The organism is Pseudotabrizicola alkalilacus (genome assembly GCF_003443995.1).
Taxonomy (GTDB): domain Bacteria; phylum Pseudomonadota; class Alphaproteobacteria; order Rhodobacterales; family Rhodobacteraceae; genus Pseudotabrizicola; species Pseudotabrizicola alkalilacus.
Genome location: NZ_QWEY01000100.1, coordinates 1 through 521 on the forward strand (window position 1 = coordinate 1; position 521 = coordinate 521).

The window sequence follows — 521 nt, forward strand, 5'->3', positions numbered from 1 at the left end:
GTGTCAGAGACCAGCACCCGCGAGGCGCTGCGCTTCATCAACGCGGCGGTGGAACTGGGCGTGGACGGCTTCATGCTGATGCCCTCGCTGATCTACGTGGCCGATGCGCGCGAGGCGATGCAGAGCATCCGCACCATGGCCGAGGCCGCCGCCAAGCCCTGCATGATCTACAACAACCCGATCGCCTACAAAACCGATTTCAGTCCGGCGCAGATCGCCGAACTCGCACAGGCCTATCCGAACGTGCAAGCGGTGAAGGAATCCTCGGGCGATGTGCGCCGCTTCGCCGCGCTGCGCAGCCTGCTCGGCGACCGCCTCGAACTGCTCGTCGGCATGGACGACGCGATCGTCGAAGGCGTCGCGATGGGTGCGACCGGCTGGATCGCCGGCCTGGTCAACGCCTACCCGAAAGAGTCGGTGAAGCTGTTCGAACTCGCGCGCGACGGCGGCGGCAAGGCCGCTGCCGAACTCTACGCCTGGTTCCTGCCGCTGCTGCGCCTCGACACCGTGCCGAAGTTCGT

Annotated in this window: 1 protein-coding gene; it reads left to right on the top strand. The window is 66.4% G+C overall.

All coding sequences use genetic code 11. From position 1 onward, the window contains the following. The coding region (locus D1012_RS22235) for a dihydrodipicolinate synthase family protein (protein ID WP_147335794.1) at nucleotides 1-521 on the top strand (521 nt) is incomplete at both ends.